This is a genomic window from Kitasatospora sp. NPDC001119 (genome assembly GCF_053598475.1).
This window is the reverse complement of record NZ_JBSFKI010000003.1, coordinates 294062-320015: the sequence shown is the minus strand read 5'-3', so window position 1 is coordinate 320015 and position 25954 is coordinate 294062. Positions and strand designations below refer to the sequence as shown.

General features: G+C 74.7%; 18 protein-coding genes and 1 pseudogene. 17 read left to right on the top strand and 2 right to left on the bottom strand.

Annotation, left to right across the window (positions count from 1 at the left end; all coding sequences use genetic code 11):
* Nucleotides 1-90: 90 nt before the first annotated feature.
* From argC to cobA, 15 genes are all read left to right on the top strand, one after another.
* Entirely contained in the window at nt 91-1119 is a 1029-nt protein-coding gene (argC, locus tag ACWDD9_RS05720) for an N-acetyl-gamma-glutamyl-phosphate reductase (RefSeq protein ID WP_449810864.1), read from the top strand.
* Nucleotides 1116-2288 (top strand): bifunctional glutamate N-acetyltransferase/amino-acid acetyltransferase ArgJ, encoded by a 1173-nt coding sequence (argJ, locus tag ACWDD9_RS05715; RefSeq protein ID WP_449810863.1) that lies wholly within the window; start codon nt 1116-1118, stop codon nt 2286-2288. The genes argC and argJ overlap by 4 nt, the downstream gene beginning before the upstream one ends.
* A gap of 142 nt (nt 2289-2430) precedes the next feature.
* The gene (gene argB / locus ACWDD9_RS05710; RefSeq protein WP_117491545.1) at nt 2431-3306 is read left to right on the top strand and encodes an acetylglutamate kinase; all 876 of its coding nucleotides are present in this window, start codon (nt 2431-2433) and stop codon (nt 3304-3306) included.
* Entirely contained in the window at nt 3303-4571 is a 1269-nt protein-coding gene (locus tag ACWDD9_RS05705; protein ID WP_449810862.1) for an acetylornithine transaminase, read from the top strand. The genes argB and ACWDD9_RS05705 overlap by 4 nt, the downstream gene beginning before the upstream one ends.
* A 23-nt stretch (nt 4572-4594) precedes the next feature.
* On the top strand, nt 4595-5143 hold the full coding sequence (locus tag ACWDD9_RS05700; RefSeq protein WP_049652068.1) for an arginine repressor: 549 nt from the start codon (nt 4595-4597) through the stop codon (nt 5141-5143).
* Nucleotides 5144-5259: 116 nt separating this feature from the next.
* Complete coding sequence (gene argH, locus ACWDD9_RS05695; RefSeq protein WP_117487176.1) at nt 5260-6684, top strand: argininosuccinate lyase; 1425 nt, start codon at nt 5260-5262, stop codon at nt 6682-6684.
* 164 nt (nt 6685-6848) lie between these two features.
* Nucleotides 6849-7106, top strand: a complete 258-nt coding sequence (locus ACWDD9_RS05690; RefSeq protein WP_053112078.1) for a sigma-70 RNA polymerase sigma factor region 4 domain-containing protein — start codon at nt 6849-6851, stop codon at nt 7104-7106.
* 206 nt (nt 7107-7312) lie between these two features.
* Complete coding sequence (locus tag ACWDD9_RS05685; RefSeq protein WP_049652066.1) at nt 7313-7813, top strand: GNAT family N-acetyltransferase; 501 nt, start codon at nt 7313-7315, stop codon at nt 7811-7813.
* Nucleotides 7814-8363: 550 nt separating this feature from the next.
* Nucleotides 8364-9389, top strand: coding sequence for a methionine ABC transporter ATP-binding protein (locus tag ACWDD9_RS05680; protein ID WP_074002359.1), 1026 nt, complete (start codon nt 8364-8366; stop codon nt 9387-9389).
* Entirely contained in the window at nt 9386-10114 is a 729-nt protein-coding gene (locus tag ACWDD9_RS05675) for a methionine ABC transporter permease (protein WP_449810861.1), read from the top strand. Before ACWDD9_RS05680 ends, ACWDD9_RS05675 begins: the two co-directional genes overlap by 4 nt.
* A 57-nt stretch (nt 10115-10171) precedes the next feature.
* Nucleotides 10172-10999, top strand: a complete 828-nt coding sequence (locus tag ACWDD9_RS05670; protein ID WP_074002360.1) for a MetQ/NlpA family ABC transporter substrate-binding protein — start codon at nt 10172-10174, stop codon at nt 10997-10999.
* A 199-nt stretch (nt 11000-11198) separates the two neighbouring features.
* Nucleotides 11199-11834, top strand: a complete 636-nt coding sequence (locus ACWDD9_RS05665; protein ID WP_049652062.1) for a GNAT family N-acetyltransferase — start codon at nt 11199-11201, stop codon at nt 11832-11834.
* Nucleotides 11835-11971: 137 nt separating this feature from the next.
* On the top strand, nt 11972-13228 hold the full coding sequence (cbiE, locus tag ACWDD9_RS05660) for a precorrin-6y C5,15-methyltransferase (decarboxylating) subunit CbiE (protein ID WP_107418731.1): 1257 nt from the start codon (nt 11972-11974) through the stop codon (nt 13226-13228).
* A gap of 494 nt (nt 13229-13722) precedes the next feature.
* The gene (cobT, locus tag ACWDD9_RS05655; RefSeq protein WP_449810860.1) at nt 13723-17721 is read left to right on the top strand and encodes a nicotinate-nucleotide--dimethylbenzimidazole phosphoribosyltransferase; all 3999 of its coding nucleotides are present in this window, start codon (nt 13723-13725) and stop codon (nt 17719-17721) included.
* A 107-nt stretch (nt 17722-17828) separates the two neighbouring features.
* Nucleotides 17829-19076, top strand: a complete 1248-nt coding sequence (gene cobA, locus ACWDD9_RS05650) for a uroporphyrinogen-III C-methyltransferase (protein ID WP_380779124.1) — start codon at nt 17829-17831, stop codon at nt 19074-19076.
* Between the two features lie 36 nt (nt 19077-19112).
* Here the strand turns inward: cobA and ACWDD9_RS05645 are convergent, their stop codons facing one another.
* Nucleotides 19113-21854 (bottom strand): SpoIIE family protein phosphatase, encoded by a 2742-nt coding sequence (locus ACWDD9_RS05645; protein WP_449810859.1) that lies wholly within the window; start codon nt 21852-21854, stop codon nt 19113-19115.
* 88 nt (nt 21855-21942) lie between these two features.
* Here ACWDD9_RS05645 and ACWDD9_RS05640 point away from each other — a divergent pair, with 88 nt between their 5' ends.
* Entirely contained in the window at nt 21943-22749 is an 807-nt protein-coding gene (locus tag ACWDD9_RS05640; protein WP_049658657.1) for a TrmH family RNA methyltransferase, read from the top strand.
* A gap of 981 nt (nt 22750-23730) precedes the next feature.
* On the opposite strand, the pseudogene ACWDD9_RS05635 reads toward ACWDD9_RS05640, so the two are convergent.
* A pseudogene (locus ACWDD9_RS05635) lies at nt 23731-25044 on the bottom strand (protein kinase domain-containing protein); the annotation flags it as partial.
* Nucleotides 25045-25450: 406 nt separating this feature from the next.
* Here ACWDD9_RS05635 and ACWDD9_RS05630 point away from each other — a divergent pair.
* A complete protein-coding gene (locus ACWDD9_RS05630) occupies nt 25451-25651 on the top strand; it encodes a hypothetical protein (RefSeq protein ID WP_049656200.1) in 201 nt (66 codons plus the stop codon).
* The last annotated feature ends 303 nt before the right edge of the window (nt 25652-25954 follow it).

The following is a 25954-nucleotide window of genomic DNA, read 5'->3' as shown; positions in this document are numbered from 1 at the left end:
GGCACCCCGCCCCGGCGGGGGTCCGGCGCAACCTCCTTGCATGAATTTTCCGTCACGCGTATATTCATGCCAAGACTAAGGAGGAACGCCATGGCATTGCGAGTCGCCGTCGCCGGCGCGAGCGGTTACGCGGGCGGCGAGGTGCTGCGCCTGCTGCTCGGCCACCCGGAGATGGAGATCGGGGCGCTGACCGGCGGCTCGAACGCGGGCACCAGGCTGGGCCAGCTCCAGCCGCACCTCCGCCCGCTCGCCGACCGCGTCCTCGAGGCCACCACCCCCGAGGTGCTGGCCGACCACGACGTGGTGTTCCTGGCCCTGCCGCACGGTCAGTCCGCCGCCGTCGCCGAGGAGCTCGGCCCGAACGTCCTGGTGATCGACTGCGGCGCCGACTTCCGGCTCAAGGCCGCCGCCGACTGGGAGCAGTTCTACGGCACCGCGCACGCCGGTACCTGGCCCTACGGCCTGCCCGAACTCCCCGGCCACCGCGCCGCGTTGAAGGGCAGCAACCGGATCGCCGTACCCGGCTGCTACCCGACGGCCGTCTCCCTGGCGCTGTTCCCCGCCTACGCCGCGCAGCTCGCCGAGCCGGAGGCCGTGGTGGTCGCCGCCTCCGGCACCTCCGGCGCCGGCAAGGCCGCCAAGCCGCACCTGCTGGGCAGCGAGGTGATGGGCAGCGTCAGCCCGTACGGCGTCGGCGGCGTCCACCGGCACACCCCGGAGATGGCGCAGAACCTCTCCCCGGTCGCGGGCGAGCCGGTCACCGTCTCCTTCACCCCCACCCTCGTCCCGATGCCGCGCGGCATCCTCGCCACCTGCTCGGCCAAGGCCAGGCCCGGGGTGACGGCCCGGAGCCTGCGCGCCGCCTACACCGAGGCGTTCGCGGACGAGCCCTTCGTCCACCTGCTGCCCGAGGGGCAGTGGCCGCAGACCAGCAGCGTCTACGGCGCCAACACCGCCCTGGTCCAGGTCGCCCTGGACACCGCCGCCGGGCGGATCATCGCGATCAGCGCGATCGACAACCTGGTCAAGGGCACCGCCGGCGGCGCGGTGCAGAGCATGAACATCGCCCTGGGCCTGCCCGAGGAGCTCGGCCTGCCCGTGAACGGAGTCGCACCGTGAGCAAGAGCACCAACGTCGGAGTGACCGCCGCCAAGGGTTTCCGGGCCGCCGGTGTGACCGCTGGCATCAAGGCCTCCGGCACCCCCGACCTCGCCCTGGTGGTCAACGACGGCCCCTCGCTCGCCGCGGCCGGCGTCTTCACCGCCAACCGGGTCAAGGCCGCGCCGGTGCTCTGGTCCGAGCAGGTCCTCAAGGGCGGCCAGGTGTCCGCCGTCGTCCTCAACTCCGGTGGCGCCAACGCCTGCACCGGCCCGCTCGGCTTCCAGGACACCCACGCCACCGCGGAGAAGGCCGCCGCGGAGCTGGGCCTCAACGCGGGCGAGGTCGCCGTCGCCTCCACCGGCCTGATCGGCGTCCGGCTGCCGATGGACCTCCTGCTGCCCGGCGTCGCCCTGGCCGCCGGCGCGCTCGGCGAGGACGGCGGCGAGGCCGCCGCGATCGCCATCAAGACCACCGACACCGTGCACAAGACCGCCGAGTACACCAGCCCGGCCGGCTGGACGGTCGGCGGCATGGCCAAGGGCGCGGGCATGCTCGCCCCGAGCCTCGCCACCATGCTGGTCGTCCTCACCACCGACGCCGACCTGGACAGCGCCGCCCTGGACGACGCGCTGCGCGGCGCCACCCGCACCACCTTCGACCGGATCGACTCCGACGGCTGCATGTCGACCAACGACACCGTGCTGCTGCTCGCCTCCGCCGCCTCCGGCACCGTCCCGGACCGGGCCGAGTTCGCCGAGGCCGTCCGCACGGTCAGCGCCGACCTGGCCCGCCAGCTGATCGGCGACGCCGAGGGCGCGAGCAAGGAGATCCGGATCGACGTCACCGGCGCCGCCACCGAGGACGACGCGGTCGAGGTCGCCCGGACGATCAGCCGCAACAACCTGCTCAAGTGCGCCATCCACGGCGAGGACCCCAACTGGGGCCGGGTGCTGGCCGCGATCGGCACCACCTCCGCCGCCTTCGACCCGGACGGGCTGGACGTCGCCATCAACGGCGTCTGGGTCTGCAGGTCCGGCGGCGTCGGCGAGGACCGCGACCTGGTCGACATGAAGGGCCGCGAGGTCGTCATCACCGCGAACCTCAACGCCGGTACGGCGGGCGCCACGCTGTGGACCAACGACCTGACGGCCGACTACGTCCACGAGAACAGCGCCTACTCGACCTGATCCGCGCCGCTCCACCCGAGCCCGCCTGATCCGCGACATCCCCCCGGCCCGCGGCCGGGGGGACCCCCATCGACGAGGGAAACCCGTGCAGATCGCACCCAAGGGCGAACAGGCCCGCAACAACACCGCGTTGCCCAAGGCCATGACGCTGATCGAGGCGCTGCCGTGGCTGGAGCGCTTCCACGGCAAGACCGTCGTGATCAAGTTCGGCGGCAACGCCATGGTGGACGACGGCCTCAAGTCCGCCTTCGCCCAGGACGTCGTCTTCCTGCGCTACGCCGGGCTGCACCCCGTCGTGGTGCACGGCGGCGGCCCCCAGATCAGTGCCCAACTCGACCGGCTGGGCCTGGAGTCGAGCTTCACCAACGGCCTGCGGGTCACCACCCCGGAGACCATGGACGTGGTCCGGATGGTGCTGGCCGGCCAGGTGCAGCGCGAGCTGGTCGGCCTGCTCAACGAGCACGGCCCGTTCGCGGTCGGCATGACCGGCGAGGACGCCCACACCATGACGGCGGTCAAGCGCTACGCCGTGGTGGACGGCGAGCAGGTCGACATCGGCCTGGTCGGCGACATCGTCAACATCGAGGCCGGCGCCGTGAAGGCGATGATCGCCGACGGCCGCATCCCGGTCATCTCCTCGATCGCCCGCGGCACCGACGGCCACGTCTACAACATCAACGCCGACACCGCCGCCTCCGCCCTCGCGGTCGCGCTCGGCGCCGAGATGCTCGTCGTCCTCACCGACGTCGAGGGCCTCTACAAGGACTGGCCGGAATCCGACGACGTGATCAGCCAGCTCAGCGCGAGCGAGCTGGAGGAGCTGCTGCCCGAGCTGGCCAGCGGCATGCTCCCCAAGATGGAGGGCTGCCTGCGGGCCGTCCGCTCCGGCGTGGGCACCGCCCGCGTCCTGGACGGCCGGGTCCAGCACAGCCTGCTGCTGGAGATCTTCACCGACGAGGGCATCGGCACGATGGTCGTGCCGGACGACGAAACGACCGTGACCGGGGGACTGGCATGAGCGGCACGACTGGCACCGACAGCACGACCGGCGCGACGGGTGCGACGAGTACGACGGGTACGACCCACAACGAGCAGCTCGCCGAGCGCTGGCAGCACGCCTTCACCGACAACTACGGCACCCCCCGCATCCCGCTGGTGCGCGGCGAGGGCAGCAAGCTCTGGGACGCCGACGGCAAGGAGTACACCGACCTGCTCGGCGGCATCGCCGTCAACGCCCTCGGCACCGCCCACCCGGCCGTCGTCGAGGCGGTGAGCCGGCAGATCGCCACCCTGGGCCACGTCTCCAACCTCTTCATGGCCGAGCCCACCATCGCGCTCGCCGAGCGGCTGCTGGAGCTGGACGGCCGCCCGGGCGGCCGGGTGTTCTTCTGCAACTCCGGCGCCGAGGCCAACGAGGCTGCCTTCAAGATCAGCCGGCGGACCGGCCGCACCCACCTGGTCGCCCTCCAGGGCGCGTTCCACGGCCGCACCATGGGAGCCCTCGCGCTCACCGGCCAGCCCGCCAAGCAGGACCCGTTCCGCCCGCTGCCCGGCGACGTCACCCACGTCCCGCTCGGCGACGTCGAGGCGCTGCGCGCGGCCGTCACCACCGAGACGGCCGCCGTCTTCCTGGAGCCCGTCCAGGGCGAGAACGGCGCGATCCCGCTGCCCGAGGGCTACCTGAAGGCGGCCCGCGAGATCACCCGGGCCACCGGCACCCTGCTGGTCCTGGACGAGATCCAGACCGGCGTCGGCCGCACCGGCCACTGGTTCGCCCACCAGGCGGACGAGGGCGTGGAGCCGGACGTGGTCACCCTGGCCAAGGCGCTCGGCGGCGGCCTGCCGATGGGCGCGGTGCTCGCCTTCGGGCCGGCCGCCGAGCTGCTCACCCCCGGCCAGCACGGCACCACCTTCGGCGGCAACCCGGTGGCCGCCGCGGCCGGGCTCGCGGTGCTGGACACCATCGAGTCCGAGGGCCTGCTGGAGCACGTCCGCAAGCTCGGCGAGCGGCTGCGGCAGGGCGTCGAGGCGCTCGGCGACCCGCTGGTCTCGCACGTGCGCGGGGCGGGCCTGCTGCTCGGCATCGTGCTCACCGAGCCGGTCTCGGCGCAGGTCCAGGCCGCCGCGCAGGAGGCGGGCTTCCTGGTCAACGCGGCCGTCCCGGACGCCGTCCGGCTGGCCCCGCCGCTGGTGCTGACCGAGCAGGAGGCGGACGCCTTCCTGGCCGCGCTGCCGGGCATCCTCCGGACGGTGCGCGAGGGCGCCCCGGCCGATGCGAATTGACCGTCGTCCGGGAGAATAATCACATGACCGCTTCCCACTCCGGCCCGTCCGCCGCAGGCCCGACGCCGCAGGTCCCGCAGACCCGCACCGCGCGCCACCGGCGGATCGTGGACCTGCTCACCCGCCAGCCCGTGCGTTCGCAGAGCCAGCTCGCCAAGCTGCTCGCCGACGACGGACTCGTGGTCACCCAGGCCACCCTCTCCCGGGACCTGGACGAGCTGGGCGCGGTCAAGATCCGCAACCGGGACGGCGCGCTGATCTACGCCGTCCCGGCCGAGGGCGGCGACCGCACGCCGCGCGCGCCGATGGGCGAGTCGGCCAGTGAGGGCCGGATGGCCCGGCTGGCCGGCGAGCTCATGGTCTCCGCGACGGCCTCCGGCAACCTGGTGGTGCTGCGCACCCCGCCGGGCGCCGCCCAGTTCCTGGCCTCGGCGATCGACCAGGCCGAGGTGTTCGAGATCATCGGCACCATCGCCGGCGACGACACCGTCCTGCTGATCAGCCGGGACCCGGCCGGCGGGCAGGCGCTCGCCGACCACCTCATGCAACTCGCCCAGGCGAAGGCGCAGTAGCACCTCGAACGCGCGAAACCCCGGCCGACGGAGACCGTCCGGCCGGGGTTTTGTGTTTCATACGGCGTCGTGCATACTTATGCCACCCACTGCACATGCATGAAGGAGCCACCGCGATGACCGCCGAGCAGTCCTCCGACGTCCGCCTCTGGGGTGCGCGCTTCGCCGACGGCCCGTCCGAGGCGCTGGCCAGGCTCTCGGCCTCGGTCCACTTCGACTGGCGCCTCGCGCCGTACGACATCGCCGGCTCCAAGGCCCACGCCCGGGTCCTGCACAAGGCCGGCCTGCTCTCCGACGAGGAGCTGGCCGGCATGCTGGCCGGCCTGGACGAGCTGCTCGCCGACGTCGAGGCGGGCACCTTCACCGGCACCGTCGCCGACGAGGACGTGCACACCGCCCTGGAGCGCGGCCTGCTGGAGCGCCTCGGCCCCGACCTCGGCGGCAAGCTGCGGGCCGGGCGCTCGCGCAACGACCAGATCGCCACCCTGTTCCGGATGTACCTGCGGGACCACGCGAAGACCATCGGCGGCCTGCTGCTCGACCTCCAGCAGGCCCTGGTCGGCCTCGCCGAGGCGCACCCGGACACCGCGATGCCCGGCCGCACCCACCTCCAGCACGCCCAGCCGGTGCTCTTCGCCCACCACGTCCTCGCGCACGTGCAGGCCCTCGGCCGGGACGCCGAGCGGCTGCGCCAGTGGGACGCCCGCACCGCCGTCTCGCCGTACGGCTCCGGCGCGCTGGCCGGCTCCTCGCTCGGCCTCGACCCGCAGGCCGTCGCCGCCGACCTCGGCTTCGAGGGCGGCTCGGTCGGCAACTCCATCGACGGCACCGCCTCGCGCGACTTCGTCGCCGAGTTCGCCTTCGTGACCGCGATGGTCGGCATCAACCTCTCCCGGATCGCGGAGGAGGTGATCATCTGGAACACCAAGGAGTTCGGCTTCATCACGCTGCACGACGCCTTCTCCACCGGCTCCTCGATCATGCCGCAGAAGAAGAACCCGGACATCGCCGAGCTCGCCCGGGGCAAGTCCGGCCGGCTGATCGGCAACCTGACCGGCCTGCTGGCCACCCTCAAGGCGCTGCCGCTCGCCTACAACCGGGACCTCCAGGAGGACAAGGAGCCGGTCTTCGACTCCTGCGACACGCTGGAGGTGCTGCTGCCCGCGTTCACCGGGATGATGGCCACCCTCACCGTGCACCGGGAGCGGCTGGAGGAGCTGGCCCCGGCCGGCTTCTCGCTCGCCACCGACATCGCCGAGTGGCTGGTCAAGCAGGGCGTGCCGTTCCGGGTCGCGCACGAGGTGGCCGGCGCCTGCGTCAAGGTCTGCGAGGCCGAGGGCATCGAGCTGTCCGACCTGACGGACGAGCAGTTCGCCGCGATCTCCGGGCACCTGACGCCCGAGGTGCGCTCGGTGCTCAGCGTCCACGGCGCCATCGCCTCCCGCGACGGGCGCGGCGGAACGGCCCCCTCGGCGGTCGCGGTCCAGCTCGCCGAGGTGAAGGCGGACCTGGCGCGGCAGCAGGAGTGGGCGCGGGGCTGATCCCGGACGGCGGGGCCGGTCCCGGACGAGGGGCCGAGCCCCCGCGACGGGGCCGATCCCCGGCGCGACGGGGGAGGGGCGCGGCGGTCCGACCGGCGCGCCCCTCCCGCGTCCGTGCCCCGGCCCGGGCGTAACCGGCCCCGCCCCGGGCCGTCATGCACGGTGTGTGCACCGCCCTCCCCTTCGCCCCCTCCGCCGAGGACGTCTACCTCGACGAGTGTCGCCGCCGCGCGGTCCGCGAGACCGTCGCCGCCCTGCCCGGCCGCTGTCCGCAGCTGATGGCCGCGCTCGCCGAGGATCCGCCGCCCACCTACCGTGAGCTCTCCGAGCGGCTCGGCATGCCGCGCGGCTCGATCGGCCCCACCCGCTCCCGCTGCCTGGCCTGCCTGCGGATGCTGCTCCACACCGAGCGCTACCCCTGAGCGCAAGCCCGTGCGACCGAGCGGAACGTGTGCGGCACGGGAGGTGACCCTCCTCACGTCCGCCCCCGCGAAGGTTGAGGGAAGCTGACACCCGGGTAGAGCGCTGGCGAACGCAGCCCTTGACGGTGGCGCGATCACTCGGATACTGAGCGTGAGCGCGCCTACCCTCCGCGCGCCGCGCACGACGACTGGGGAGGCCCCTCCACATGGGCATGAGCGTGATCATCTCGGCCGCGGAGGCCGAGGACGCGGAGCAGATCCTCAAGCTCCAGTACCTCGGCTACCAGCCCGAGGCCGAGCTGTACGGCGACTGGGCGATCGAGCCCCTGACGCAGAGCCTGGAGAGCCTGCGCGCCGAACTGTCCGAGCAGCACTTCCTGGTCGCCCGGCTGGGCGACGAGGTGGTCGGCACCGTCCGCGGCCACGTCGGCGCCGACGGCGTCGGCCGGATAGGGCGCCTGGTGGTCCATCCGCGGATGCAGCGCCACGGCCTCGGCGGCCGCCTGCTGGACGCGCTGGAGCGCCGCCTGGCCCAGGACGGCCGGGTGAGCGCCTACCGGCTGTTCACCGGCCACCGCAGCCTGGGCAACCTGCGGCTGTACGCTCGGCAGGGGTACCGTCAGACCCGGGTCGAGCAGGTCAGCACCCGGCTGAGCTTCGTCCACCTGGAGAAGGCGGCCGCCGAGCCGCTCGCCGCGACGGCCTGAGCCCGCCGCCCCCGCGCTTTCCCGGCGCCGCCACCATCCGGACCACCGGTGGCGGCGCCGAGCCGTATCCGCGCTGGTCAACGGTGGTGAGTGTCCGCAATGCGGACAGCTTCGGGAAACAATTGGGCAGGAATCAACCCATCTGTTTTACTGGCTCACATGACTGCGACGACGAACTGGACCCCCACCGGCACCCTGCCGGCAGGTGAGCGTGCCATGTGTCGTCGAATGTGTCACTGCTGAGGGCCACCGCCCCCGGCGCCCCGCTGAGGGCGCCTCCTCCTCGCGCCCCGAAGCGAGACTCCGGCGCCGCTCCCGCCCGTGCGAGCGCGCCCCTCCTCCCGGACCCCTCCCTTTGCCGTGCCCGCCGACCCGCGGGCCCGGGTGACTCGTTAGGGCCACGCCGTCGCGCGGCCCGGCCGTCCAGCGGCCACGATCAAGGGGCGGCAGGTCCGGACCCTCCCGGCGCAGCGCCGTAACGCCGCCGCCGGCCGCAAGCCGGTCGGGCGGTCGGACCACGCCGCCCGCCCCCGACCCACGGAAAGCCGCTGTGATCACCACCACGGACCTGACGAAGGTCTACCGTTCCCGAGGCCGCGAGGTGACCGCCCTCGCCGGTGTCGACCTGCACGTCCGCCCGGGCGAGGTCTACGGAGTCGTCGGCACCAGCGGTGCCGGCAAGTCCACCCTCATCCGCTGCGTGAACATGCTGGAGCGCCCGACCTCCGGCACGGTCACCGTGGACGGGGTCGAGCTGACCGCGCTGTCCGGCGGCGAGAACCGGGCCGGCCGCGAACTGCGCGAGGCCCGCCGCCGGATCGGCATGGTCTTCCAGCACTTCAACCTGCTCTCCTCGCGGACGGTGCAGCAGAACGTCGAGCTCCCGCTGGAGATCGTCGGCCTGGACCGCACCGAGCGCCGCCGCAAGGCCGCCGAGCTGCTGGAGCTGGTCGGCCTCGGCGACAAGGCCCGCAGCTACCCCAACCAGCTCTCCGGCGGCCAGAAGCAGCGCGTCGGCATCGCCCGCGCACTGGCCGGCGACCCGAAGGTGCTGCTCTCCGACGAGGCCACCTCGGCGCTCGACCCGGAGACCACCCGCTCGATCCTCAAGCTGCTGCGCGACCTCAACCAGCAGCTGGGCCTCACCGTCCTGCTGATCACCCACGAGATGGACGTCATCAAGTCCGTCTGCGACTCCGCCGCCCTGATGCGCGGCGGCCGGGTGGTGGAGTCCGGCGAGCTGACCGACCTGCTGGCCAAGCCCGGCTCGGAGCTGGCCCGCGAGCTGTTCCCGCTCAGCGAGTTCGGCACCGGCCACCCCGGCTCGACCGTGCTGGAGATCACCTTCCAGGGCGACAGCTCGGCCCAGCCGTTCGTCTCCCAGCTCGCCCGCACCTACCAGATCGACATCAACATCCTCGGCGCCGCGGTGGAGACCATCGCCGGCCGGATGGTCGGCCGGATGCGGGTCGAGCTGCCGGGCGGCCACCAGGACAACGTGGTGCCGATCGGCTACCTGCGCGAGCAGGGCCTGCAGGTGGACGTGATCGGTACGGCGAACGGAGCGGTGGCATGACCTGGGACCAGATGTGGGAGCTGATGTGGCCCGCCACCCAGGAGACCTTCCAGATGGTCGGGGTGTCCGCGCTCGTCACCGTGCTGCTCGGCCTGCCGCTGGGCGTGCTCCTGGTGCTCACCGACAAGGGCGGCCTGCTGGCCAACCGGGCCGTCAACAAGGCCATCGGCTTCGTCGTGAACATCGCCCGTTCGGTGCCGTTCATCATCCTGATGATCGCGCTGATCTCCTTCACCCGCTGGCTGGTCGGCACCTCCATCGGCTGGCAGGCGGCGACCGTGCCGCTGACCATCGGCGCCATCCCGTTCTTCGCCCGCCTGGTCGAGACCTCCGTCCGCGAGGTCGACCGGGGACTGGTCGAGGCGGTCCAGTCGATGGGCGGCAGCACCTGGACGATCGTCCGCAAGACCCTGCTGCCCGAGGCCCTGCCCGGCATCGTGGCCTCGGTCACCACCACGGTCATCACCCTGGTCAGCTACTCCGCGATGGCCGGCACCGTCGGCGGCGGCGGCCTCGGCACCCTCGCCGTCAACTACGGCTACCAGCGCTTCGAGACCGCCTTCATGTGGGTCATCGTGGCCGAGCTGGTGATCATCGTCACCGCCGTCCAGCTGATCGGCGACTTCGCCGTCCGGCGGCTGACCCACCGCGGCCGCACCGGCGGCCGGACGCGGCTGCTCGGCCGCACCCCGGCGGCTCCCGACAAGGACCTCGCCGCCTCCTAGACCTCCCTCGTCCGACCCCGGACGCGGCTCCCCGTTCCACGCAGAAAGGCACTTTTCGTGCGCAACGCCCTGAAGTTCACCAGCATCCTCGCCACCGCCGGCGTCGCCCTCTCGCTCGCCGCCTGCGGCAGCTCGGGCTCCTCCTCTTCCTCGGACGCGAACGCGCCGCTGAAGGTCGTGGCCAGCCCCACCCCGCACGGCCAGATCCTGAAGTACGTCAAGGACAACCTCGCGGAGAAGGCGGGCCTCAAGCTCGACATCAAGGAGGTCACCGACTACGTGACCCCCAACACGGCGGTGCAGGACGGTTCGGCCGACGCCAACTACTTCCAGCACGTCCCGTACCTGGAGGACTTCAACAAGAAGCACGGCACGAACATCGTGTCGGTCGAGCCCGTGCACCTGGAGCCGCTGGGCCTCTACTCCAAGAAGGTCAAGGCGATCGGCGACCTCGCGGACGGCGCCACCATCGGCCTGCCGAACGACGCCACCAACGAGGGCCGGGCGCTCAAGCTGCTCGCCGACAACAAGCTGATCACCCTCAAGGACGGCGTCACCACCACCGCCACCCCGGCGGACGTGACCGGCAACCCGAAGAACTTCAAGTGGAAGGAGCTGGAGGCCGCCCAGCTGCCCCGCTCCGTCGCCGACCTCGACGCCGCCGTCATCAACGGCAACTACGCGATCGACTCCGGCCTGAAGCCGGCCACCGACGCCCTGGTGCTGGAGAAGGCCGAGGGCAACCCGTACGCCAACATCCTCGCCGTCAAGAAGGGCAAGGAGAACGACCCGCGGGTCAAGAAGCTGGCCGAGCTGCTGCACTCCGACGAGGTCAAGAAGTACATCGACGACACCTTCCAGGGCTCGGTCATCCCGGCCTTCTGATCGTCGTACGGTCATACCTCGTAACGCCCGACCGGGCCCCCACCGCACCGCGACGGGGGCCCGGTCGGGCAGTATGCAGCAGGGACACTCCGACCGACCGCGTTCTGACGTACCGTCGTGCGGGCAGCGCACCGCGTGGCACCCGGGGCACGCCGGAGGCGTACGGTGTTGTGTTCACGACCCGGCGAGGAGAGACGGCATGGCAGCGAGCTTCCCCGAGACCGCCATCAGCACCGAACGGCTGCTGCTGCGACCCCTTGCGGAGGACGACGCCCCCGGCCTGGCCACGATGATGGCCGACGACCTCGTGCTCGCCTGGACGGACCTGCCGCACCCCTTCACTGAGGAGTACGCGGCCGAACTCGCCCGCACCCTCGCCCCCGCCCACCGGGCCGCCGGCCGCGGCATCGTCTTCGCCGTCACCGAGCACCTCACCCAGCGCCTGGTCGGCCTGGTCGAGCTGCGCAACACCGACTGGCGGCTGCGCAGCACGGAGATCTCCTACGTCACCGCCGTCTGGGCGCGCGGCGAGGGCTACGCCCCGGAGGCCGTCCTCGGCGTCGCCCAGTGGCTGTTCGAGGACCGCGGCTTCCTGCGCCTGGAACTGCGCACCGCCGCCGGGAACACCGCCGCCCAGCAGGTCGCCCAGAAGATCGGCGGCATCAGCGAGGGCGTGCTGCGCAGCGCCTGGATAGTCCGCGGGGAGTCCGGCGAGGTGCTTCAGGACAGCCGCAGCGACCTCATCCTGTGGAGCCTGCTCCCGGAGGACCTGGAGTCCCCCGAGCTGCACCGCGAGGGCTGGCACGGCGACCACCGCTACGTGCTGCGCGACTGAGACACGCCGCCTGTTCACCCGGCGCGGACATGTGTGCGAGATGTCGGGCTCCGGCCGACCGCACCCGGTAGCCTCTGGACCGGTGCCGCACGACGGCGGATCGAGTGGCGCACCGAGTCGAGGGAGAACGGCCGCAGATGGCTGACCGGATCACGGTCATCGGGTGGGACGGCACACCGCTGACCGAGGCCGCCGGCGCGGCCCTGGCCGCGGCGACCCTGGTCGCCGGCGCCCCCTACCAACTGAACGCCCTCCCGGTGCCGGAGGCCGCCGAACGGATCGCCCTCGGCAACGTCCGGCAGGCCGCCCGCAGGATCGCCGAGCACCGCGGCGCCGCCGTCGTGGTCGCCGAGGGCGACCCGGGGTTCTTCGGGGTGGTGCGCACCCTGCGCCGCCCCGAGTACGGCCTCGAACTGGAGGTGCTGCCCGCCGTCTCCTCGGTGGCCGCCGCCTTCGCCCGGGCCGGCATGCCCTGGGAGGACGCCCAGGTGGTCAGCGCGCACGGCGGACGGCTGCGCCGCGCGGCCAACATCTGCCGGGCCCACCCCAAGGTCGCGGTGCTCACCGCGCCGGGCGCCGGGCCCGCCGAACTCGCCCTGATGCTGCGCGGGGTGCACCGGACCTTCGTGGTCTGCGAGGCCCTCGGCACCCCCGACGAGGACGTCACCGTCCTCACCTCCGACCGGATCGCCGACCACGTGTGGCGCGACCCCAACGTGGTGCTGGTGATCGGCGGCGGCGCCCGGACGGGGGCGGTGGACGAGGCGGCCGGCTGGCTCGCCGGGCGCCCGGTCGGCTACCCCGGCGTGGAACGCGGCTGGGCGCTCCCCGGTGACGCCTACGCGGGCGCCGGGCGCACGGAAGGCGAGCCGGGCGCACCGGAGGCGCTCCCCGCCCACGTGCGCGCCCTGGTGCTGGCCCGGCTCGGCGCCCGCCCCGGGGACCTGGTCTGGTCGGTCGGCGCCGGCAGCGGCGCCCTCGCGGTGGAGGCGGCCCGGTTCGGCGCCGCCGTCGTCGCGGTCGAGGGCTCCCGCTCGGCCTGCGCCCGGCTGACCGTCAACGCCCGCCGCTACGGCGTCGAGGTGGAGGCGGTGTACGGGAGCGGCCCCGAGGTGCTGGGCGGCCTGCCGGAACCGGACGCGGCGGTGGTGGAGTCCGGCGGCCTCGACGTGGTGCGCGCGGTGCTGGCCCGCCGGCCCGAACGGTTCGTCGCGCTGCCCCGGACCCTCACCGAGGCCGAGGAGGTCCACCGGGCGATCGCCGGGGCCGGCTACCGGGCGGACGGCGCGCTGCTCCAGGCGAGCCCGTTGCGGCCGGTCGGGGAGGGCGACGGGCTGGCGCTGGGAGCGGGCGGAACCGGCGCGCTGGTCCTCTGGGGTGAGCAGATCGTGTGAAGGCCGTGGGCCCGTCCGGGGCCCGCGCCGGGATCGTCCGGTGGCGCCGACGGTGATCCAGGTCGCATCCGGACACCGATTCGAGAGGTGACCGCGCGGTGCCGGTAGTGTGACGTCCTGGGCGACTGCAAGGGTAGGCGACCCACCCGATTCAGTCGGTTTGTCACCTTTTTGACGCGGTGCAATCCGGTTCCGCTCGAAGTGTGGGCAATTCGACGGGCCTCGTGCCGGACCTGGAGAATGCCGTAGGGTCCGGTGCGGTCGTGCCGGTTGCTCCGGGTTGTCGTTGTTTCAGACGATGCGCCGCCCCCTACGGGCGGTGCGCCGGACCGGGGTGCCGCAGCGCGCCGGATGGACTTGGGCCGCAGCGCCACGGCGCGGCGGCCGCGTGTGGTTAGGGGCGGGCCGGTGCTGGTTCGGCCCGTGCGGATGGGCGCTGCGATCGGTGATCGTGTCGCCGAGGGCGCGGCAGCGGCCTGGAAGGAGCTTTGACAATGACCGATGGCGGCCACGTTCCGGGCGAGGGAATGCCGGAGCACCTGCACGGCGGGCCGGGCCCGCTCGGCGGACCGGAGGGCGTCGCGGGCGTTGCACCCCTCCAGGGCGTCGCGACGGACGGCGGGGCGATCCCCAACCCGGCGGCCCCGATCGGCGGTGTCCCCGGCGCGGTGCCCCCGGGCGCGGGCGGCATCCCGCCGCAGGGCCAGTACGGCTACGGCGTTCCCGGCGTGCCGCAGCCCGGCCAGCCCGGCGAGGGCTGGGGCGTCGACCAGGGCGCCCCGCGCCCGGCCTTCCACTTCCTCGACCAGCCCGACACGCCGGACGGCCTGGACGACGAGGACGACGTGCTGCTGATGCCCGGTCCGCAGGGCTCCTGGGGCGAGCCGCTCGCGGCCGTCCCGGCCGAGCAGGTGCCGCTCGCGCCGCAGCATGACGGCACGCCGGTCGAGCCGTCCTGGCCGCCGGTGGACCCGCCGGTGCTCGGCGCCGAGCACGGCGTCCAGCAGCACCCCGTCCAGCAGCCGCAGCAGCCGATGACGCAGGCTCAGCAGCCGCGCCGGCCGCTGCACGCCGGTCCGCCGATCCCGGACCCGTCGCTGATGACCGGCCAGGTGCCGGTCCGCTCGCTGGCCGACCGCGGCCCCTCGCAGGGCGGCACGCCGGCGCACGGCATCCCGGTGGTCGGCCGCCCGCCGATGGCCGAGGCCGCGGCTCCGGCTCCGGCCGTCGCGCCGCAGGCCGTCCCGGTCGCTCCGGCGGCCCCGGTCGTGGAGGGGCAGCAGCTGCCGCAGGCGCAGGACTTCCCGCAGGCCCAGCAGGTCCAGCAGGCTCCGCAGGCCCACGGGGCCCAGCAGGTGCCGCTCGGCGTGCCGCCGGTCGAGACCGTGCTGGCCGTCGAGACGGTCGGGGCGATCGAGGTGATCGAGGTGATCGAGGTCGTCGAGACGTCGGAGGCCGTCCCGGCGCAGCCCGTGCAGGACGTGACGGCTCCCCAGGCCCCGCAGGCCCCTCAGGCCGCCGAGGTCGTGGAGACCGCCGTCGCGGCCGCGCCGCAGGCCCCCGTGGCCGAGCCGGCTCCGGCCGAGGCCGCCCAGCCGGTGGCCGAGGCGGCCGACGCACCCGTCGCCGAGCCCGTGGCCGCCGAGACCGCCGTCGCCCCCGCCGCTCCTGAGGCCGTCGCCGTCGAGGGCGCTGCCGCCGACGGCGCCGCCGTGCCCGCCGAGCAGCCCGAGGCCGCGGCCCCGGCCGGTCAGCCGCGCCGGATCTCCGCCTTCCTCGCCGCGCCCACTCCGCACGGCCTGCCCAAGGTCGGGGCGGCCGGGCAGGCTCCGGTCGTCGAGGAGACGGCCCCGCAGCAGCCCGCGCCCATAGCGGCCGCCGACGCGCCGCAGGCCGTCGAGGTCGTCGAGGCTGCTCACGTCGCCGAGGCCGTGGCGGGCGCCGAGTCCGCCCCGGTTGCCGAAGCCGCTGAGGTCGCCGAGGCCGCGCAGCAGGCCGAGGTCCCGGCCGAGGCCGTGTCGGAGGCCGTCGCCGAGCCGGTGGCGGAGACCGCCGCGGGCACCGGTGAGATGCCCTCCGGCCAGGCCGTCACCGAGCCCGCCGCCGAGGGCGAGCAGCCGCAGCAGCAGGCCGAGGTCCCGGCCGAGGTCCCGGCCGAGGCCGTCGCCGAGCCGGTCGCGGAGCAGCCCGTGGAGGCGCCGGCGGAGGCCGACGCCGCCGCAGCTGTCGAGCCGGCCGCCGAGGTTCCGGCCGAGGCCGCCCCCGAGGCGGAGGCGGCGCAGCCCGCCGAAGCCGTCGAGGAGCCCGCCGCCGAGGCCGCCGAGGTTGCCGCGCCCGCCGAGGCCGTCGCCGAGCAGCCCGTCGCCGCCGTTCCGGAGGCCGAGGCCCCCGCGGAGCCGGCCGCCGAGCAGGCGCAGGCCCCGGCCGAGCCCGAGGCCGCCGCTGAGCAGCCCGTCGCCGTCGAGGAGCCCGCCGCCGAGGCGGAGCCCGTCCAGGAGCAGGCCGCCGAGGCCGCCGCCGAAGCCGCCGAGCAGCCCCAGGCCGAGCAGCCCGCCGCCGGGACCGTCGAGTCCGTCGAGTCCGGCGAGGTCGCCGAGGTCGCCGAAGCCGGCGAGGCCACGGAGCCCGCCGAAGCCGCCGAGGCCACCGAGGAGCAGCCCGTGGCCGAGGAGCAGCCCGCCGCCGAGGCCGCCGAGGAGCAGCCGGAGCCGCAGCCCGAGGAGCCCGCCGAGCCGCGCGGCCCGGCCGCCCCCGGCTACGACGAGGCCGGCCGCGAGGCCGTCCACCAGGTGATCCGCGAGCGCCGCGACGTGCGCAACGGCTTCCGCCCGGACCCGATCCCGCACGAGGTGCTGATCCGCGTCCTGGAGGCCGCCCACACCGCGCCCAGCGTCGGCTACTCGCAGCCCTGGGACTTCGTGGTGATCCGCTCGGCGAAGACCCGCAGGCGGATGCACGCCCTGGCCGAGCGCCAGCGCGAGGCGTTCGCGGACTCGCTGCCCAAGGGCCGGGCCAAGCAGTTCAAGGAAATCAAGATCGAGGCCATCCTCGACACCCCGGTCAACATCGTGGTGACCGCCGACCGCACCCGCGGCGGCCGGCACACCCTGGGCCGGCACACCCAGCCGCAGATGGCCCCGTACTCGGCCGCCCTGGCCGTCGAGAACCTCTGGCTGGCCGCCCGCGCCGAGGGCCTGGGCGTCGGCTGGGTGAGCTTCTTCGACGACGAGGAGCTGGTCCGCGAACTCGGCCTGCCCGAGCACCTGGAGGTCGTCGCCTACCTGTGCGTCGGCTTCGTCGACGAGTTCCCGGACGAGCCCGAGCTGGAGCAGCAGGGCTGGGCCAAGAAGCGCCCGCTGTCCTGGGTCGTCCACGAGGAGCAGTACGGCAACCGCGCGCTGCCCGGCGAGGAGCCGCAGAGCCTGCTCGCCGACACCCTGCGCGGCATCCGCCCGCTGGACGCCAAGGCGCTCGGCGAGGCCTGGGACCGGCAGAAGCGGATGACCAAGCCGGCCGGCTCGCTCGGCATGCTGGAGATCATCTCCGCCCAGCTGTGCGGCCTGTCCCGCAAGTGCCCGCCGCCGCTCCCGGAGCCCGCCTGCGTGGCGATCTTCGCCGGCGACCACGGCGTGCACGCCCAGGGCGTCAGCCCCTGGCCGCAGGAGGTGACCGCCCAGATGGTCGGCAACTTCCTGGCCGGCGGAGCGGTGATCAACTCCTTCGCCAAGCAGATCGGCACCGAGGTCTGCGTCGTCGACGTCGGCGTCGCCGCCGAACTGCCGGACGCCGTCCAGCAGGGCCGCGCCACCGGCCTGCTGCCGCGCAAGGTCCGCCCCGGCACCGCCGACATGACCCAGGGCCCGGCGATGACCCGCGAGGAGGCCCTCAAGGCCATCGAGGTCGGCATCGAGACCGCCCGCGACCTGGTCGCGGCGGGCAACAAGGCACTGGTCACCGGCGACATGGGGATCGCCAACACCACCGCCTCGGCCGCCCTGATCTCGGTGTTCACCGGCCTCGACCCGGCCGAGGTCACCGGCCGCGGCACCGGCATCGACGACGAGACCCACGCCCGCAAGGTCGAGGTCATCCGCGCCGCGCTGGCCCTGCACCAGCCCGACCCGAGCGACCCGATCGGCGTCCTCGCCGCCGTCGGCGGCCTGGAGCACGCCGCCCTGGCCGGCTTCCTGCTGGGCGCCGCCTCGCTGCGCACCCCGGTGATCCTGGACGGCGTCATCGCCGGTTCCGCCGCGCTGGCCGCCAAGGCCATCGCCCCCGAGGTGCTGGCCGCCTGCATCGCCGGCCACCGCTCCGCCGAGCCCGGCCACCAGGCCGCGCTGGCGAAGCTCGGCCTGCGCCCGCTGATCGACCTGGACCTGCGGCTGGGCGAGGGCACCGGTGCCCTGCTGGCCCTGCCGCTGGTGCAGAGCGCGGCCCGGGCGATGCACGATGTAGCGACCTTCGACTCCGCCGGGGTCACCGAGAAGGCCTGACGCACCCCGTCACCGCTCCGCGGTCCGGCCCGAGGGCGCGCCGGACCGCGGAGCGGTGACGTGCCGTACCGTCCCCACACCCTCATCCCCGATCAGGAGCACCGCCGATGACCGCGCCCACCCCGCACCCGAGCACCGAGGGCCGTACCCCCTACCCGGTGGGCCTGCTGCTGGCCGGCCGCCGCGTCGTCGTGGTCGGCGGCGGCCAGGTCGCCCAGCGGCGGCTGCCCGCCCTGATCGCCTCCGGCGCCGACCTGCACCTGGTGGCGCCCGCCACCACCCCGGCCGTCCAGGCCATGGCCGACGCCGGCGAGCTCACCTGGCACGCCCGCCCGTACCGGGACGGCGACCTCGCCGACACCTGGTACGCCCTGGTGGCCACCGACGACCCGGCCGTCAACGCGGCGGTCAGCGCCGAGGCCGAGCGCGAGCGGGTGTTCTGCTCCCGCAGCGACGACGCCGCCGCGGCCACCGCCTGGACCCCGGCCAGCGGCCGCGACGCGGGCGCCACTGTGGCCGTCCTCACCGGCGACCCTCGCCACTCCGCGGCCCTGCGCGACGCCATCGTGGACGGCCTGCGGGACGGCTCGCTGGCCGCCCGTCAGTACCGCTCGCACGGGGCCGGCGTGGCCCTGGTCGGCGGCGGCCCCGGCGACCCGGACCTGATCACCGTGCGCGGCCGCCGGCTGCTCGCCGACGCCGACGTGGTCGTCACCGACCGCCTCGCCCCGCGCGAGCTGCTCGCCGAACTGCCCGAGCACGTCGAGGTGATCGACGCCTCCAAGATCCCGTACGGCCGGTTCATGGCCCAGGAGGCGATCAACCGCACCCTGGTCGAGCACGCCAAGGCCGGCAAGTTCGTGGTCCGGCTCAAGGGCGGCGACCCGTACGTCTTCGGCCGCGGCGGCGAGGAGCTGCTGGCCTGCGCGGAGGCCGGGCTGCCGGTCACCGTGGTGCCCGGGATCTCCAGCTCGATCAGCGTCCCCGCCGCGGCCGGCGTGCCCGTCACCCACCGCGGCATGACCCACGAGTTCACCGTCATCTCCGGCCACGTCGGCCCGGACGACGAGCGCTCGCTCACCAACTGGGAAGCCGCCGCGCGGATGAGCGGCACCCTGGTGCTGCTGATGGCCGTGGACAAGATCGGCGCGATCGCCGCCCGGCTGGTCGAGTACGGCCGGCCGGCGGACACCCCGGTCGCGATCGTCCAGGAGGGCACCACCGCCGCCCAGCGCCGGGTGGACGCCACCCTCGGAACCGTCGCCGCGGTGGTCGAGGCCGAGGGGGTCAAGCCCCCGGCGGTCATCGTCATCGGCGACGTCGTCAACGTGCTGGCGGCCGCCTTCCAGCGGTAGGCCCGCGGGGAGTGGGAAGTCGGCCCGGCCGACTTCCTACTCCAGCGGCTGCTCCGTCCAGATGACCTTCCCGGTCGCCGTGTAACGCGTCCCCCAGCGGTCCGCGAACTGCGCGACCAGGAACAGCCCGCGCCCGCCCTCGTCCTCGGTCGCCGCGTACCGCAGGTGCGGCGAGGTGCTGCTGCCGTCCGACACCTCGCAGATCAGCGAACGGTCCCGCAGCAGCCGCACCCGGATCGGCCCGGAGCCGTACCGGATCGCGTTGGTCACCAGCTCGCTCAGGATCAGCTCGGTGACGAACGCCGCCTCCGCCAGCCCCCAGGCCGTCAGCCGCTCCGCCACCGCGGCCCGGACCTCGCGCACCGCCGCCGGGTCGGAGGGCACCTCCCACTGCGCCACCTGCTCCGGCGCCAGCACCCTGGTCCGCGCCACCAGCAGCGCGATGTCGTCCTGCGGGTGCTCCGGCAGCATCGCCCCGAGCACGTCCGCGCAGGTCTGCTCGGGCGTGCGCGGCGGCCCGGCCAGCGCCGCCCGCAACAGCTCCAGCCCCTCGTCGATGTCCCGCTGCCGGTCCTCCACCAGCCCGTCCGTGTACAGCACCAGCCGGCTGCCCTCGGCCAGCTCCAGCTCGGCGGTCTCGAACGGCAGCACCCCCAGCCCCAGCGGCGGCCCGGTCGGCAGCTCCGGGAACACCACCCGGCCCTGCGGGTCCACCACCGCCGGCGGCGGGTGCCCGGCCGTGGCCAGCGTGCAGCGCCGCGACACCGGGTCGTAGATCGCGTACAGGCAGGTCGCCCCGGCCACCCCGGCGCGCTCGCCGCCCGCCGCCTCGTCCTGGTCGATCCGGCTCACCAGCTCGTCCAGGTGCCCCAGCAGCTCGTCCGGCGGCAGGTCCAGCGTCGAGAAGTTGTGGATCGCCGTCCGCAGCCGGCCCATCGTCGCCGCCGCGTGCAGCCCCTGCCCCACCACGTCCCCGACCACCAGCGCCACCCGCGCGCCCGGCAGCGGGATCACGTCGAACCAGTCCCCGCCCACCCCGGCCTGGGCCGGCAGGTAACGGTGCGCCACGTCCAGCGCCGTCTGCTCCGGCAGCTTGCGCGGCAGCAGGCTGTGCTGGAGCGTCACCGCCATCGCGTGCTCCCGGGTGTAGCGGCGGGCGTTGTCGATGCACACCGCCGCGTGCGCCACCAGCTCTTCGGCCAGCGCCAGGTCCTCCGCCTCGAACGGCTCCGCCCGCTGCGCCCGCCAGAACCGGGCCACCCCCAGCAGCACCCCGCGCGCCCGCAGCGGCACCCGCACCAGCGAGTGCACCCCGTACGCCAGCACCCGCGCCGACCGCTCCGGGTCCTGCTCCCGCCACCGGCCGGCCTCCGCCAGCCGCGGCTCGATGGCCGGCTCCCCGCTGTGCAGCGCCCCGGCCAGCGGGGTCTCTGGCACCACGTCCAGCACCGTGCCGACCGGGTAGAACGGCGCGTCGTCCCGTACCCCCGTCACCGCCGTACGGCGCATCCGCCCCAGCGAGGGGCCCGGCGGCGGCTCCTCACCGGTCAGCACCTGGTCCGCCAGGTCCACCGTGACGAAGTCCGCGAACCGCGGCACCGTGACCTGCGCCAGCTCCTCCGCCGTCCGCGTCACGTCCAGCGTGCTGCCCACCGTCACCCCGGCGTCGTACAGCAGCCGCAGCCGCCGCTGCGCGCGCTCCGCCCGGCCGGACAGCGCCGCCAGCTCCGTGGAGTCGCGCAGCGTGGCGACCCGGCCGGGCGGGCCGCCCGGCTGGTCGATCAGCCGGACGTTCACCGCCAGCAGCCGCTCCCCGGACAGCACCACCTCGTCGGTCACCGGGCGCTCGGCGGTCAGCAGGTCCAGCGGCCGCTGCTCCAGGCCCAGCCCGGCCACCGGGCGGCCCTCGGCGTCCGGCGGCAGGTCCAGCAGGCGGCGCGCCTCGTCGTTGCAGAGCAGCAGCCGGCCGTCCCCGCCGAGGATCATCACGCCCTCGCGCACCGCGTGCAGCACCGCCGCGTGGTGCTCGTACATCCTGGTCATCTCGACCGGGCCCAGCCCGTGCGTCTGGCGCCGCAGCCTGCGGCTGACCAGCGCCGTCCCGAGCGTGGCCAGCCCCACCGCGGCCGCCGCCGCGCCCAGCACCACCGGAAGCTGGCGCTCGCTGGCGCTGCTGACGCTCTTCAGCGTCACGCCCGCCGAGACCAGCCCGACCACCGAACCGTCCGGCGCGTACACCGGGACCACCGCCTGCACCAGCGAGCCGAGCGTGCCCGAGACGCGCTGGGTCACCACCTGCCCGTGCAGCGCGGGCTCGTAGGTGCCGACGAACTTCCGGCCGATCAGCGCCGGGTTCGGGTGGGTGTAGCGGATGCCCTGGTTGTTCAGCACGACGATGAAGTCCACGCCCGCGGCGACCCGCGCGGACTGCGCCCTCGGCTGCAGGACGGCCGTCGGGTCGGGGGAGCGCAGCGCGTCGACGATGCCCGGCGAACTGGCGAAGGTCTGCGCCACCGCCACCGAACGGTTGCGCGCCTCGTGCTCGGCGTCGTTGCGCGACTGCACCACCAGCGCCACCGCGGCCGCCACCACCAGCAGCAGCACGACCAGGATCTGGAGCGCGAACACCTGCCCCGCCACCGACCGGTGCCACACGGGCCACCGCGGCTTCGCGTGCGGCAGCTGCGGCCGACCGTGTGGGCGCCCACCGGGGGAGCCGGCGGAGCCAGTGGCGCCAGAGGCCGACGGAGCCCAGGATCGGCCCGGATTTCGGGCCATACGGTCATATTTGCACTACGGCCAGCCGGGGACCACCCGCCCCCTCCGCCGTTTGGCCTTCCCCGCCCGGGCTTGGCAAGATCGCAGGGTGTCCGAACCCCGCACCATCACCGACCCGGCCGACCCCCGCCTCGCCGACTACACCGGCCTCACCGACGTCGAGCTGCGCCGCCGCCGCGAACCCGCCGAGGGCCTCTTCATCGCCGAGGGGGAGAAGGTCATCCGCCGCGCCCTCGCCGCCGGCTACCGGATGCGGTCGATGCTGCTCACCTCCAAGTGGCTGGAGGTGATGGGCGACGTCATCGCCGAGGCCGACGCCCCCGTCCACGTGGTCGAGCCCGCCCTCGCCGAAGCCGTCACCGGCTACCACGTGCACCGCGGCGCCCTCGCCTCGATGGAGCGCAAGCCCCTTCCGGACGCCGCCGAGGTGCTCGCCGGCGCCCGCCGGGTCGCCGTCCTGGAAGGCCTGGTCGACCACACCAACCTCGGCGCCATCTTCCGCAGCGCCGCCGCCCTCGGCATGGACGCCGTCCTGCTCTCGCCCGACTGCGCCGACCCGCTCTACCGGCGCGCCGTCAAGGTCTCCATGGGCGCGGTCTTCGCCGTCCCGTACGCCCGCCTCGACCCCTGGCCCGCCGCCCTCGACACCGTCCGCGAGGCCGGCTTCACCCTGCTCGCCCTCACCCCCGCCGACACCGCCGTCGACCTCCACACCCTCGCCCCGCACAGCCTCCCCAAGGCCGCCCTCATGCTCGGCGCCGAGGGCGACGGCCTCACCCCCCGCGCCATCGCCGCCGCCCACCACCCGGTCCGCATCCCGATGGCCCACGGCATCGACTCCCTCAACGTCGGCGCCGCCGCCGCCGTCGCCTTCTACGCCGTCACCACCCCCTGACCCCCTCACCGGCGCGCGAGAAGTCGCCCCACCCGACTTCCCGCGCGCTGCCCGACTCCTGACACCGCAGCCACGGCCCCATCCCCGAGAGTCGGCCCACCCGACTTCCCACGCCGAGCCCTGCCCACTCGACGCCTCGCCAGGTGCCGCCGCATCACCGGAAGTCGGCCCGCCCGACTTCTCACGCGTACTGGCTTCGCTGAGGCCGCTATCCCGCCTGTCGGCCCGCAGCGCCCTTCCGGGACCGCCCTGCACCGGAAGTCGGCCGGTCCGACTTCTCGCGCCATGCCCCCGCCCGCGCATGCCTTCGCAGCGGCCGCCGCACAACCGGGAGCCGGCCCGGAGGCTTCAGCCGGTGGGGGAGGTGGGCGGGGCCGGGGCGGCGGCGGGGGGCGGGGTGGTGGCGGCGCCGGTCCAGGATTCGTCGAGGGTGCCGTCGGGGCGGACGGCGTAGCGGGTGGAGGTGACGGTGCCGGTGGCGGCCGCGCGTTCCTCGCGGACGACCGTGCTGCCGTCCAGTCGCCAGCTGGCCGTCGCCTGCGGGTCCGCCACCGAGGTGCGGGAGGTGGTGGCGGCCGGGGCGTCCCCGGTGAAGGTGTAGAGCTGGACGAGGTCGACCGGGGCCGAGCCCTCCACCCGTCGCAGGACGACCACCGCGGCCGGCAGGCCCTTGTACCGGGCCGGCAGCACCGCGCTCAGCGCGACCTGGGGCCCGGCGCCGACCGAGTGCCCGTTCTGCAGGGCGATGGCCGGCCCGCCGGCCCCGTCGGGGTAGCTGCGGTTGGGCCAGTCCACGGCCGGCAGCGGCGCCTGGGGGGCCGTCAGCCCGCCGTCCGTACCGCCGCGTGCCGCTGCCGGGAGGGGGGTGGTCGAGGTCTGCGGCGCGACGTCCGCCGATGTCCCGGGCACGGCCTGCTCGCCGCCGGAGCCGGTGTTGGTCACCACCGCGGCCGGTGGCCGCACGCTCCGGTTGTCCCGGTTCTCGCACCCCTGGGCCGCCGCGATGGCCAGCGCCACCCCGATGGTCACGGTGACGAAGACGACCAGCCGCTGCCGGAGCAGCCGTTGCCGCGCGGCGCCGGGCCGCCCGCCGGGGGCGGGGGTGTGCTGGCGGTCCCGGGGACGCACCCGCTCGCGGGGGTCGCGGGCGTCGCGGGGCCCGGGCCGGGCCGGGGGCGGGGTCTGCGGTCGGTCCGGGCGTGCCCGCAGCGGTCGGGTGACCGGTGTCGGCTCGGGCCGGGGGAGTGGGGCGCCCGGCCCCTGGGGGCGCCGTCCGGCGGCCCCGGCGGCCTGCGCGCCGGGGCGGCCCGCCGCCGCTCGGGCCCGGGCCGCGGCGGGTGGTTCGGGCGAGCGCCCGGGGGCGGGTACGCCCGGCCGGCCGTTCTCCTGCGGGGCCTGGGCCGGGGCGGGGACCGGCGCGGGGCCGCTCCGGCCGGCTCGCGCCGCGCGGGTGGTGCCGGAGGCCCCGGCCGCCGTCCCGCGCGCGGCCAGTTCGCTGAGCCGCTCGTGCAGCGCGGCGGCCCCGGGCCGTTCGGCGGGTTCCTTGGCCAGGCAGGCCCGGATCAGCGGCGCCAGTTGCGGCGGTACGGCGGCGAGGTCGGGCTCCTCGTGGACGACCCGGTACAGCATCACTTCGGAGGACGCCCCGGAGCCGAACGGGGTGTCCCCGGTGAGCGCGTAGGCGAGGGTGGCCCCGAAGGCGAAGACGTCGGTGGCGGGGGTGACGGCGGCCCCGCGCACCTGCTCGGGCGCGAGGAAGCCGGGGGAGCCGACGGCGGTGCCGACGTGGGTGAGGGTGCTGGCGCCGCGCGACCACGCGATGCCGAAGTCGATGATGCGCGGGCCCCGGGGCGAGAGCAGGATGTTGGAGGGCTTGAGGTCCCGGTGGACCACTCCGGCCTCGTGCACCTTGACCAGTCCGTCGGCCAGCGCGGCCCCGATCCGGGCCGCCTCGGGCCAGTTCAGCGGTCCTTCGTCGCCGACCCGCTTGTACAGCGAGGGCCCGGGGACGTACGCGGTGGCGAGCCAGGGCCGTTCGGTCTCGATGTCCGAGCCGACCACGCGCGCGGTGCAGCCGCCGCGGATCCGGGAGGCGGCGGCGATCTCGCGGGCGAAGCGGGTGCGGAACTCCTGGTCCTCGGCGAGTTCGGCGCGGATCAGCTTGAGGGCGACGCGCTGCCCGCGGCGGTCGGAGCCGAGGTAGACCACGCCCATGCCGCCGGCGCCCAGTCGCCGGTGCAGGCGGTACGGCCCGACGATGCGGGGGTCCTCACGCCTCAGCCGCATCATCGCCATGTTTCGTTCCCCGTCAGCCGGTGGGTGAGGCCCCGTCGGTTGGGCCATCGTCAGTTTCTGTCTGGCACAGCTTACGGACTGCCCGCTGCGGTGTGCTGATACGCAACACCCGTAGCCACCGTGCGATTGTCGGATCTTGCGCTGACCTGCAGGTCACAGGGCCGTCGGAGAGCCTCTCGGGGTTGCCCCTCAGGGTTCCCCCGGGGGTCGGATGAGCCCGCTGTCCCCCTGCGGTAGTAGGCCTCAAGTCCGATCGTCATCCTCCGGGACGTCCGAGGAACAGTACGACGGCATGACGCCCGGAGGGGCCCCCGACCAATAGCGTTGTGCTCAGCGGTGGACGGGGAGCTCGTCCCCCGAGGTAAGCCGTCCACCGCGCCAACTCGACCGGATCAGGAGCCAGGACATGCCACCGCAGCTCACGGGAACCCCCCGCCGCCGTCGGCAGGCCTCCCTCCGGACGGGGTCCGCCGAGCAGCCCACGCGGCACCCCGCCGTGGCGTTGGCCATGGCCCTGCCGTGCGCCGTGCTGCTGGTGCTGCTCTTCGGAGGGTGGGAGCAGATGGCGAACCAGGCCCAGGCCGTCGCCGATCTGATCGCCCGCTGAGCAGGGGAAGAAGAAGGACACCGGCCCCGAGGCCGGTCGAAGACGGGCACCGAACCCCTGGGGACGGGGAGCGGTGCCGCCGGGGAGGCCGCGGCCGCGATGACACGCGGACGGGCGTGGGCGGTGCGCAGAGCGCCCCGGCAGGCGGAGACGCCGCGTACGGACGTCGGTGAGGGCGTCCGTACGCGGCTCTTCTCTTTTCCCGGCGCTTCCCCGCCGGAGGCCCGGCACCCGGAACCACCCGAACGGGACGACAGAAGGCCGGGGCCGCGACCCTTACGGATCGCGGCCCCGGCCGTTACT

What these genes read in the sequence shown, in the direction of transcription:
- cobT (WP_449810860.1), top strand. Translation starts at nt 13,723, where the DNA reads ATGACCGATGGCGGCCACGTTCCGGGCGAGGGAATGCCGGAGCACCTG.
- argB (WP_117491545.1), top strand. Translation starts at nt 2,431, where the DNA reads ATGACGCTGATCGAGGCGCTGCCGTGGCTGGAGCGCTTCCACGGCAAG.
- ACWDD9_RS05685 (WP_049652066.1), top strand. Translation starts at nt 7,313, where the DNA reads ATGGGCATGAGCGTGATCATCTCGGCCGCGGAGGCCGAGGACGCGGAG.
- ACWDD9_RS05675 (WP_449810861.1), top strand. Translation starts at nt 9,386, where the DNA reads ATGACCTGGGACCAGATGTGGGAGCTGATGTGGCCCGCCACCCAGGAG.
- argC (WP_449810864.1), top strand. Translation starts at nt 91, where the DNA reads ATGGCATTGCGAGTCGCCGTCGCCGGCGCGAGCGGTTACGCGGGCGGC.
- ACWDD9_RS05705 (WP_449810862.1), top strand. Translation starts at nt 3,303, where the DNA reads ATGAGCGGCACGACTGGCACCGACAGCACGACCGGCGCGACGGGTGCG.
- argH (WP_117487176.1), top strand. Translation starts at nt 5,260, where the DNA reads ATGACCGCCGAGCAGTCCTCCGACGTCCGCCTCTGGGGTGCGCGCTTC.
- ACWDD9_RS05630 (WP_049656200.1), top strand. Translation starts at nt 25,451, where the DNA reads ATGCCACCGCAGCTCACGGGAACCCCCCGCCGCCGTCGGCAGGCCTCC.
- ACWDD9_RS05645 (WP_449810859.1), bottom strand. Translation starts at nt 21,854, where the DNA reads ATGGCCCGAAATCCGGGCCGATCCTGGGCTCCGTCGGCCTCTGGCGCC.
- ACWDD9_RS05665 (WP_049652062.1), top strand. Translation starts at nt 11,199, where the DNA reads ATGGCAGCGAGCTTCCCCGAGACCGCCATCAGCACCGAACGGCTGCTG.
- cobA (WP_380779124.1), top strand. Translation starts at nt 17,829, where the DNA reads ATGACCGCGCCCACCCCGCACCCGAGCACCGAGGGCCGTACCCCCTAC.
- cbiE (WP_107418731.1), top strand. Translation starts at nt 11,972, where the DNA reads ATGGCTGACCGGATCACGGTCATCGGGTGGGACGGCACACCGCTGACC.
- ACWDD9_RS05700 (WP_049652068.1), top strand. Translation starts at nt 4,595, where the DNA reads ATGACCGCTTCCCACTCCGGCCCGTCCGCCGCAGGCCCGACGCCGCAG.